Origin of the sequence: Amycolatopsis sp. (genome assembly GCF_035276945.1) — a bacterium.
Taxonomy (GTDB): domain Bacteria; phylum Actinomycetota; class Actinomycetes; order Mycobacteriales; family Pseudonocardiaceae; genus Amycolatopsis_E.
Genome location: NZ_DATELF010000045.1, coordinates 194,996 through 204,548, shown reverse-complemented (window position 1 = coordinate 204,548; position 9,553 = coordinate 194,996). Strand labels below are relative to the sequence as shown.

The window sequence follows — 9,553 nt, the reverse complement described above, 5'->3', positions numbered from 1 at the left end:
CCGAGGGTCTGGGGGTGCGGCTGGAACGGAAGCTCACGAACGCGCTCGGCGAGCCCCACGAGATCAAATTCCTTGTCGACGGCAAGCTGATGCGATGCAGCGCGGTGTGCGAGACGATCGCCGCGAGCCTGCGTGCGCGTGCCGCGCGCCTACCACCTGAGCTGCAGCGGGAGGCCGGACTGCTGGTCAAGCGCGCCGAGCAGCTCGAGCGACAGTCGACCGGGGTCGCGACCCGCGGCCTCGACGACAAGACCCGGATACGCGAACTCGACGCGCTTGCCGAAAAGGCGGTCGATGCCGAGCAGCGGATGAGCCGGCTGGAGCAAAAAGCGGGCGTGGCTGGTGTGCGGCCGTCTCCGCCGTTCACCCGGGGCCCCCAGGAACTCGATGACCTCGCCCGAGACCCGGCCGCCGCTTTCCAGGTAACGGCCAAGGGCAAACACGAAGCGCAGATCGGCCTCGATCTGGAGAACAGCGGCCGATTGCAGGGACCCATCCGGCGCGATATCGACCCCTCGCGCGCGGAGTTCCTCGACGGCAACAACGTGCCGTGGGACATCAAGGGGTTCCAATCGGCGAGCTTCGACCTCGCCGATTCGGTGCGCAAAGTCGAAGCCGAAATCCGCAAGGGGGAAAACGTGATTCTCGATCTCGGCGGCCTGACCCCCACACAGGCGACCGACCTGCGGAACGCGGTGAACGCCAGGCCCGATTTCGCCGGCAAAGTAATCTTCTGGCCATGACCGTGGAACCCGCGGAGATCGAGACTCGCCTGGCGCGTCATGCCGAATGGGTGCGCACCCAAGGCAGGTGGGGCGAGCGCCTGGTGGCCGAAAGGCTTGATCTGCACGGCTACGACCTACGCGGACACGAACTCAGCGAAGCCGTGCTGCCCAATGCCGATTTTTCGGAAGCCGACCTGTCGGGAGTCTCCTTGTATGCCGGCCAGTTCCGCGGCGCCCGCTTCGACGGCGGCAAACTCGACGCGGCCCGGCTCGGAAAGGCGGACCTCACCACGGCATCGCTCGCGCGGGCCTCCCTGCGGGAGACGGAACTCTACCGTTGCACGCTCGACCGGGCGATTCTGCGCGACGCCGACCTGACCGGCGCGAAGCTCGGTGGCGCGGAACTCCTCGAGACCGATCTGCGCGGTTGCCTGCTCGACCGCGTGGACGTCACCCGGACGAGCTTCCTCGGCGCCAACCTCGCCACCGCCACGGTCCGGAACTGGACCGGGCTGGACACCGCGGTCGCCGACAATGTGGTGGTCTCGACGGACCCGGACGCTCCCCGGCTGTCCGGCGACGAGTTCGTCACCTGGGCGACGGGCTGACCCGGCTCCGCGGTCAGGCTGGCACAGGAAGGCTCGGCGCTCCCCGCGAACCGGAAGTGGGCGTCGTGCGCACGGATGAGAAAACCCTCGCGTGGCCGCGCCGGCTGGCCGCTGACGACGAGTGACCACGCCACCCCTACAACCCAGTTTCCGCCCGGCGAGACGGGCCCGTGAGGTCTGGACCTGAGAGGTGGCCGTGAGCTACCTTACGGGGCGGCATATGTTGCCAATGGCAACAAACCCGGTGTGTCAAGGAGGACCACTGTGCGAACTCGTTCCCGAAGAGCCACCACCGTCGCCGTGCTCACCCTCGCCCTCGCCCCCGCCTTCGTGTCGGGCGCGGGCTTGGTGTCCGCCGCCCCCGGACGCGGGCCGGACTACCTCAATCCCGCCAAACCCGTCCAGGTCCGGGTCAAGGACCTGCTGTCCCGGATGTCCCTGGACGACAAGCTCGGCCAGATGACCCAGGCGGAGCGCGCCGCCGTCACCGGCAATCCCACCGACATCGCGACCTACCGGCTCGGCTCGCTGCTGTCCGGTGGCGGCTCCACGCCGACGCCCAACACGCCGGCGGCCTGGGCCGAGATGTACGACACGTTCCAGCGCGCGGCACTCCAGTCGCCGCTGCACATCCCGATCATCTACGGCATCGACGCCGTGCACGGGCACAACAACGTCGTCGGCGCGACCATTTTCCCGCACAACATCGGGCTCGGCGCGACCCGCGACCCTCGACTCGTCGAGCGGATCGGCCGCGCGACCGCCGAAGAGGTGTCCGGCACCGGGATCGACTGGGACTTCGCGTCCTGCCTGTGCGTCGCGCGCAACGACCGCTGGGGCCGCACCTACGAATCCTTCGGAGAGACCCCGCAGCTCGTGTCGTCGATGACCACCGTGATCGACGGGCTGCAGGGAAGGTCGCTCAACGAAGAGTCATTGTCCGACAACGGTTCGGTGCTCGCCACCGCGAAGCACTACGTCGGCGACGGGGGCACCACCGGAGGCGTCAACGAAGGAAACACCGAGCTCAGCGAGGCGCAACTGCGGGCGATCCACCTGCCGCCGTTCCGCGCGGCGGTGCGGCGCGGGGTCGGCTCGGTGATGATCTCCTACAGCAGCTGGAACGGCGTGAAGATGCACGCCAACCGCTACCTGATCACCGACGTGCTCAAGGGCGAGCTGGGCTTCTCCGGGTTCGTGGTGTCCGACTGGCAGGGCATCGACAAGATCGACGGCCAGTCCGGGTTCACCGCCGAGGAGGTCGACACGGCCATCAACGCCGGCATCGACATGGTGATGGTTCCCTACGACTACCAGAAGTTCATCGACACGCTGCGGACCGAGGTGCAGGCCAAACGGATCTCCATGGCCCGCATCGATGACGCCAACCGCCGGATCCTGACCAAGAAGTTCCAGCTCGGCCTGTTCGAGCGGCCGTTCACCGACCGCCGGTTCACCGGCACCATCGGGGACCGGCAACACCGCGAACTGGCGCGGCAGGCGGTCCGGGAATCCCAGGTGCTGCTGAAGAACGACGGTGTGCTGCCGCTGCGTAAGAACGGCGGCAAGATCTTCGTGGCCGGTAAGAACGCCGACGACATCGGCGACCAGACCGGCGGCTGGACCATCACCTGGCAGGGCAGCAGCGGCAACATCACCCCGGGAACCACCATCCTGCAAGGGATCCAGCAGAAGGCGGGCGCGTCGAACGTCACCTACGGCAAGGACGGCACCGGGATCGACGGCGGCTACCGGGCCGCGGTGGCGGTGGTCGGCGAGACGCCGTACGCGGAGGGCTTCGGTGACCGGCCGGGCAGCATGAGCCTGGACGCGGACGACCTCGCGACCCTGCAGCGGTTGAAGGCGTCGGGCGTTCCGGTGGTGGTCGTGCTCGTTTCCGGGCGGCCGCTGGACATCGCGTCGGAATTGCCGGGGTGGAACGCGCTGCTCGAGTCGTGGCTGCCGGGTACTGAAGGCGCCGGAGTCGCCGACGTGCTGTTCGGCGAGTACAACCCGACCGGGAAGCTGCCCGACACCTGGCCGCGGTCGGCGTCCCAGCAGCCGATCAACGTCGGGGACGGCCAGCAGGCCCTGTTCCCCTACGGCTACGGCCTGCGCTACCACCGCTGACCCCGCCAGGGATCGCGACGTCGCGAACAGGCGACTCGCAGAGATCTCGCGAGTCGCCCGTTCGCGTGCCTAACGGCGGGGGCGGGGTTTGGCGTCGTAGGCTTCGCGGGCCTGCTCGATCTTGTCGAGGTTGACCGACCACTCGGCGAGGGACGCGAACACCGGCGCCAGGCTGCGGCCCAGCTCGCTGATCTCGTACTCCACCCGCGGAGGAACCTCGGGATAGTACGTGCGCACGACGAGTCCGTCGCGTTCCAGCTGGCGCAACCGCTGGGTCAGCACCTTCGGGGTGATGGTGGTGATCCGGCGCTCCAGCTCCACGAACCGCTGCCGCCCGTATTCGTTGAGCGTCCACAGGATCGGCGTGGTCCAGCGGCTGAACACGAGGTCGACCACGGGGGCGATCGGGCACGCCAGCTCCGGGGGAACCTCGGCTTGAACAGTGTTCTCCGTCACACCAACTCATACTTTCCTCTAGGTACCTACTAGCCCGGCGATAGTAGCTTCGCCGAGTCGAAAAAAGGAACTCGGAAGTGGAGCGAACATGATCGTGGTGACCGGAGCGACGGGCAATGTCGGGCGGCCACTGGTGGAAGCCCTCGTCGCGGCGGGCGAGGAGGTGATGGCGATTTCCCGGCAGATCTCCGCGCCGGACTTGCCGGCTGGGGTACGCCGTCATCGGGCCGACCTGGCCGAGCCGGAAAGCCTCGAGCCCGCACTTGACGGGGCGGAGGCGCTGTTCCTGCTGACCTCCGGCGACTTCATGGCGAACGGCAACCTCGACGAAGTCGTCGACGTCGTGCGAGCGGCAGGCATCGAGCGAGTCGTCCTGCTGTCCTCCCAGGGCGTCGGCACCGGACGGCACCCCTCGAACCTGGAGGACACCGTCCGCCATTCGGGTCTGAAGTGGACAATCCTGCGGCCGGGAGGGTTTGACTCCAATGCCTTCCAGTGGGCCGAGATGGTGCGCGCACTGCGCATGGTCGCCGCGCCGTTCGGCGATGTCGCCGCGCCGGCCATCGACCCGGCCGACATCGCCGAGGTCGCCGCCGTCGCACTACGCGACGCGAAGCACGTTGGCAACACCTACACGCTGACGGGACCGACGCCGGTCTCACCGCGACAGCAGGCCGCGGCCATCGGAGACGGCCTGGGCGAACCCGTTCGGTTCGTCGAACTGAGCCGGAAGGAGGCCAAGACCCAGATGCTGCGGTTCATGCCGGAGCCGGTCGCGGAAAGCACCCTCGACATCCTCGGCAAGCCGTCGGACGAAGAGCGGCAGGTGAGCCTCGATGTCGAGCGGATCCTCGGCCGCCCGCCCCGCACGTTCGCGCAGTGGGCAGCACGCAACGTCGCGGCCTTCAAGTGAACGACGGTGGCGCCCTTTTCGAAAAAGGGCGCCACCGTAGTTCACTACTCGAAGATCTCGCCCTTTTCCGCCTTGTCCACAAGGGACTGTGGCGGGGTGAAGTGGTCACCGTAGCGCTCGGCCAGTTCGCGAGCGCGGGCCACGAACCCGCCCAGGCCGCCCTCGTAGGAGTTGATGTACTGGATGACACCGCCGGTCCACGCCGGGAAGCCGATCCCGAAGATCGAGCCGATGTTGGCGTCGGCCACGGAGTTCAGCACGCCTTCGTCGAAGCACCGCACGGTTTCCAGCGCCTCGACGAACAGCATCCGCTCCTGCAGGTCCTTGAACGGTACCTGCGCGCTGCCGGAGTTGAAGGCTTCGCGCAGACCCGGCCAGATCCGCACCCGCCTGCCGTCCTCGTATTCGTAGAACCCGGCGCCGGAGGACTTGCCCCTGCGGTCGAACTCCTCGACCATCCGGTCGAAGACCGCCTCGGAGCCGTGCGCCTGCCACACGCCACCGGAGGCCTCCACCGCGGCCCGCGTCTCCTGCCGGATCTTGCGCGGCAGGGTCAGCGTCAGTTCGTCCATCAGCTGCAGCGGCGGCGCCGGGTACCCGGCCTGGGCACCGGCCTGCTCGATCGACACCGGCTCGACGCCTTCGCCGACCGCCGCCACGGCTTCGTTGAGGAAAGTGCCGATCACGCGGCTGGTGAAAAAGCCCCGGCTGTCGCTGACCACGATCGGCGTCTTGCGGATCTGCAGGGTGAAGTCGAACACCTTGGCCAGGGTGGCGTCGGAGGTCTTCTCCCCGCGGATGATCTCCACCAGCGGCATCTTGTCCACCGGTGAGAAGAAGTGGATACCGATGAAGTCCTCCTGCCGCCGCACACCCTGCGCGAGGCCGGTGATCGGCAGGGTGGAGGTGTTCGAGCCGAGCACGGCGTCCGGGTTGACGACGTTCTCGATCTCGCCGAACACCTTGTGCTTGAGCTCCTGGCTCTCGAACACGGCCTCGATGACGAAGTCCACGCCCGCGAAGTCGGCGGGGTCGGACGCCGGCTTGATCCGCGCCAGCAGCGCGTCCGACTTCTCCTTGGTGGTCTTGCCGCGAGAAAGCGCCTTCTCCTCCAGCTTGGCCGCGTAGCCCTTGCCCTTTTCGGCCGCTTCGAGAGAAACGTCCTTGAGGACGACGTCGATCCCGGCCTTCGCCGCGACATAGGCGATGGCCGCGCCCATCATCCCCGCGCCGAGCACACCCACTTTCCGCGCGGTGTACTTTTCGAAGCCCTGTGGCCGCGAGCCACCGGAGTTGATGGTCTGCAGGTCGAAGAAAAACGCTTTGGTCATGTTCTTCGCGACCTGGCCGATCGTCAGGCTGACGAAGTACCGGGTCTCGATCAGGCTCGCGGTGTCGAAGTCCACCTGCGCACCCTCGACCGCGGCCGCGAGAATCGCCCTCGGCGCGGGCATCGGCGCGCCCTTGAGCTGCTTGCGCAGGTTCGCCGGGAACGCGGGCAGGTTCGCCGCGAGCGACGGATTCGACGGCGTGCCGCCGGGGATCTTGTAGCCCTTGACGTCCCAGGGCTGCACGGCCTCCGGATTCGCCGTGATCCACTCCTTGGCCTTCGGCAGCAGTTCGTCCACACTGGACACCAGTTCGTGCACGAGGCCCAGTTCGACGGCCTTGGCCGGCTTGTGCCGCTGGCCCTGCGCGAGCCAGTTCAGCACGGCGTTCTGGATGCCGAGCAACCGCACCGAACGCGCGACCCCGCCACCGCCGGGCAGCAGGCCCAGGGTGACCTCCGGGAAGCCGATCTGGCTGCCCGGCACGTCCGCCGCGATCCGGTGGTGACACGCCAGCGCGATCTCCAGGCCACCGCCCAGTGCCGTGCCGTTGATCGCCGCGACCACGGGCTTGCCCAGCGTCTCCAGGCGGCGCATCTGCGCCTTGACCGCGTTGGTGCTGCGGGTGATCTCCTCGGCGTGCTCCGGCTTGGCCCGGATGAGGTCGTTGAGGTCACCACCCGCGAAGAAGGTCTTCTTGGCCGAGGTGATCACCACACCCGTGATGGAGTCCTTTTCGGACTCCAATCGCGCCACGGCCTCCCCGAACGAGGAGCGGAAGCCGGCGTTCATCGTGTTCGCCGACTGGTTGGGGTCGTCCAGCGTGAGCACGACGATCCCGTCGGAATCCTTGTCCCACCGGATGGTGTCGGTCATGGTCACACCCGCTCGATGATCGTCGCGATACCCATGCCGCCGCCGATGCACAGCGACAGCAGCGCGCGCCGGGCCTGGCGGCGCTCCAGTTCGTCCACCATCGTGCCGAGGATCATCGCGCCGGTCGCGCCGAGCGGATGCCCCATGGCGATGGCGCCACCATTGACGTTGACCTTCTCGTCCGGCAGCTTCAGGTCCTTCATCCACTTCAGGACCACCGACGCGAACGCCTCGTTCAACTCGAACAGATCGATGTCGTCGACGGTCAAGCCGGCGATGTCGAGGACCTTGCGCGTGGCGGGCGTGGGGCCGGTGAGCATGATCGTCGGGTCGGAACCGGTGATCGCGGTGGCCACCACGCGGGCGCGCGGGGTAAGCCCGAACTTCTGGCCCGCCTGCTCGTTGCCGATCAGCACGAGCGCGGCGCCGTCCACGATGCCGGAGGAGGTGCCGCCGGTGTGCACGTGGTTGATCTTCTCCACCCAGTGGTACTTCTGCAGCGCCACGGCGTCGAAGCCACCGAAGTCGCCGATCGCCTCGAACGACGGCTTGAGCTTGCCGAGAGCCTCCAGAGTCGTCCCCGGCCGGCGGTGCTCGTCGTGATCGAGGATGGTCACGCCGTTGATGTCCTTGACCGGCACCACGGACTTGGCGAAGTACCCGCCCGACCACGCGGCCTCGGCGCGTTCCTGCGAGCGCACCGCGAACCGGTCGACGTCCTCGCGGGAGAAGCCCTCGACCGTGGCGATCAGGTCGGCGCCGATGCCCTGCGGGACGAAGTAGCTGTCGTAGCTGGTGACCGGGTCGGCGAACATCGCGCCCCCGTCGGAACCCATCGGCACCCGCGACATCGACTCGACGCCGCCCGCGAGAATCAGGTTCTCCCAGCCCGATCGCACCCGTGCCGCCGCCTGGTTGACCGCCTCCAAACCGGATGAGCAGAAGCGGTTCAACTGCACCCCGGCGACCGTGTCGGGCAGGCCGGCCGCGATCGCGGCGCCGCGCGCGATGTCCCCGCCCTGCTCACCGATCGGAGAGACCACGCCGAGCACCATGTCGTTGATTCCGGCCGGGTCGAGGTCCGGGAACCGGGCCTCGATCTCGTTGATCAGGCCCACTACCAGGTCGATGGGCTTGGTCCCGTGCAGGGACCCGCCCTTGTTCTTTCCACGAGGCGTGCGGATCGCCTCGTAGACATATGCCTCGTTGCTCACACCGACAGTCCTTCCTGACTTGCTGGTGGCCCTACACTCGGCTAATAACCACTAACATAGACCCAGCGAAACCGCTGGTGCAATGGCCACGAAGACAGCTACAGTGTGCTCACTATGGAACAGCGGGGCCGACGCGTTCGCGATCGAAAGAACCAGCTGGCCGCCGTCGCGGCCGAGCTGTTTCGCACGCGCGGCTACCGGGGCGTGGGCATCAACGACATCGCCGCCGCGGCCGGCATCACCGGGCCCGCCCTGTACCGGCATTTCACGGACAAGCAATCGATCCTGTCGTACGTGCTGCTGTCCGGCCTAGCGGAGTTGGAGCGCGGCACTTCCGAGGCCCTGTCGGCCCTGGAAAGCGGGCAGATCGAAGCGGTGATGAGCCGCCTCGCCGCCGGGTCCGTGGAACGGCGGGACACTACCGCGCTGTGGCGATGGGAAGGCAGACATCTTTCACCCGAGGACCAGAAGGAGATCGGCCGGCGGTCCAGCGCGATGCTCTCGACGTGGGCGAAGATGCTGCTCACCGTGCGCCCGGAGCTGCCCGCCGCCGACGCCGAACTGCTGTGCTGGGCAGCGCTGAGCGTGTTCGGCAGCGTTTCGGTGCACCACACGAGTGTGGCGAGGCAGCGATTCGTCACGCTGTTGGTCGACCTCGCCAAGCGCGTCCTGTACGCCGACCTGCCGGCCGAAGGCCCCGAACCCGGCGATCCGGTGCCCGGTCTCGGCAACCAGTCACGGCGTGAACAACTCCTGTCCGCGGCGGCCGAACTGTTCCACCAGCGCGGTTTCCACGCGGTGAGCATGGAGGACATCGGCGCCGCCGCCGGTATCGCGGGTCCGAGCGTGTACAAGCATTTCCCGAGCAAGGCCGCCCTGCTGTGCGCGATCGCGCGGCGCGCCGCCGACCGGCTGGCGGTGGGCGCCGAACACGCGATACGGACAAGCGCGACCGAGGCGGAGGCGCTGCGCGCGCTCGTCGAGTCCTATGTGCGGGTGCTCACTTCCTCGCCCGAGCTCGCTGTCGGCTTCGCCATCGACGGCGCGAACATCCCGGAACAGGATCGGGCCGATCTCCTTCGCGTGCAACGGGATTACGTGACGCAGTGGGTCAACCTGCTCGTCGCCGCGCGGCCCGGACTGAACGCCCGCGAGGCCAAGATCATCGTCCACGCGGCACTGACCGTCGCCAACGACCTGACCCGGACCCGCCGCATCGCCAGCCGCCCCCGCCTGCCCGCCGACCTCGTCGCGCTGATGGCGGCGGTGCTGAACGACTAGGTTCGCTCTCGTCGAAAGTGCC

At 67.9% G+C, this 9,553-nt stretch carries 8 protein-coding genes; 5 read left to right on the top strand and 3 right to left on the bottom strand.

Features of this window, described 5'->3' with window-relative positions; translation table 11 throughout:
- The 3 genes from VJT49_RS06845 to VJT49_RS06835 form a co-directional block, all read left to right on the top strand.
- A partial coding sequence (locus VJT49_RS06845) for a hypothetical protein (protein WP_324163841.1) occupies positions 1 to 743 on the top strand: 743 nt, incomplete at its 5' end.
- Positions 740 to 1,333: a pentapeptide repeat-containing protein gene (locus VJT49_RS06840; RefSeq protein ID WP_324163840.1), complete on the top strand. Its 594-nt coding sequence runs from the start codon at positions 740 to 742 to the stop codon at positions 1,331 to 1,333. The genes VJT49_RS06845 and VJT49_RS06840, both read left to right, overlap by 4 nt.
- A gap of 300 nt (positions 1,334 to 1,633) precedes the next feature.
- Positions 1,634 to 3,463: a glycoside hydrolase family 3 protein gene (locus VJT49_RS06835; RefSeq protein ID WP_414635850.1), complete on the top strand. Its 1,830-nt coding sequence runs from the start codon at positions 1,634 to 1,636 to the stop codon at positions 3,461 to 3,463.
- A gap of 69 nt (positions 3,464 to 3,532) precedes the next feature.
- Here VJT49_RS06835 and VJT49_RS06830 read toward each other — a convergent pair whose 3' ends face one another.
- Entirely contained in the window at positions 3,533 to 3,919 is a 387-nt protein-coding gene (locus tag VJT49_RS06830; protein WP_324163839.1) for a helix-turn-helix domain-containing protein, read from the bottom strand.
- An 88-nt stretch (positions 3,920 to 4,007) separates the two neighbouring features.
- Here VJT49_RS06830 and VJT49_RS06825 point away from each other — a divergent pair, with 88 nt between their 5' ends.
- On the top strand, positions 4,008 to 4,832 hold the full coding sequence (locus tag VJT49_RS06825; protein WP_324163838.1) for an NAD(P)H-binding protein: 825 nt from the start codon (positions 4,008 to 4,010) through the stop codon (positions 4,830 to 4,832).
- Positions 4,833 to 4,876: 44 nt separating this feature from the next.
- Here the strand turns inward: VJT49_RS06825 and VJT49_RS06820 are convergent, their stop codons facing one another.
- Complete coding sequence (locus VJT49_RS06820) at positions 4,877 to 7,042, bottom strand: 3-hydroxyacyl-CoA dehydrogenase NAD-binding domain-containing protein (protein WP_324163837.1); 2,166 nt, start codon at positions 7,040 to 7,042, stop codon at positions 4,877 to 4,879.
- A complete protein-coding gene (locus tag VJT49_RS06815; RefSeq protein ID WP_324163836.1) occupies positions 7,039 to 8,250 on the bottom strand; it encodes an acetyl-CoA C-acetyltransferase in 1,212 nt (403 codons plus the stop codon). The genes VJT49_RS06820 and VJT49_RS06815 overlap by 4 nt, the downstream gene beginning before the upstream one ends.
- A 114-nt stretch (positions 8,251 to 8,364) precedes the next feature.
- On the opposite strand from VJT49_RS06815, the gene VJT49_RS06810 reads away from it, so the two are divergent.
- Positions 8,365 to 9,531 carry a TetR/AcrR family transcriptional regulator gene (locus tag VJT49_RS06810; RefSeq protein WP_324163835.1) on the top strand — a complete coding sequence of 389 codons (1,167 nt, stop codon included), beginning with the start codon at positions 8,365 to 8,367 and terminating at the stop codon, positions 9,529 to 9,531.
- Positions 9,532 to 9,553: the final 22 nt, after the last annotated feature.

Excerpts from the sequence above, each read along its gene's own strand:
- VJT49_RS06840 (WP_324163840.1), top strand. The coding sequence starts at position 740 with ATGACCGTGGAACCCGCGGAGATCGAGACTCGCCTGGCGCGTCATGCC.
- VJT49_RS06825 (WP_324163838.1), top strand. The coding sequence starts at position 4,008 with ATGATCGTGGTGACCGGAGCGACGGGCAATGTCGGGCGGCCACTGGTG.
- VJT49_RS06810 (WP_324163835.1), top strand. The coding sequence starts at position 8,365 with ATGGAACAGCGGGGCCGACGCGTTCGCGATCGAAAGAACCAGCTGGCC.